Genomic DNA, 259 nt, shown 5'->3' with positions numbered 1-259 from the left:
GTCCGGCCAGTTCATTTTCACCTGCTTCATTTCGCGCAGGTTTGTGTAGAGGTCGCGGTCGGTGATGAGCTCGATGTTGTTCAAGCCGAGCAGACGGCGGTCGGCACCCCAGATCGCGCCGTAGCGCGGACCGTTGACGTTAACGATCGGCGGGCCTTCTTCCCCGAGCGTTTTCCAGACCACGCCGCCCCAGCCCGCCTTGAAGGCGCGCTCGACATTGTAGGCCTTGTCGGTCGGCGGCGCGGAGGCGAGCCAGAAC

The 259-nt window shown here is 64.1% G+C and carries 1 protein-coding gene; it reads right to left on the bottom strand.

Annotation, left to right across the window (positions count from 1 at the left end):
* A partial coding sequence (locus ACPYOM_RS22925) for a hypothetical protein (RefSeq protein ID WP_481347730.1) occupies positions 1-259 on the bottom strand: 259 nt, incomplete at both ends.

Source organism: Monashia sp. HAY1-2A (genome assembly GCF_056755315.1).
Note: the sequence above shows the minus strand (reverse complement) of the source record. Positions and strands in the feature narration are given on the sequence as shown.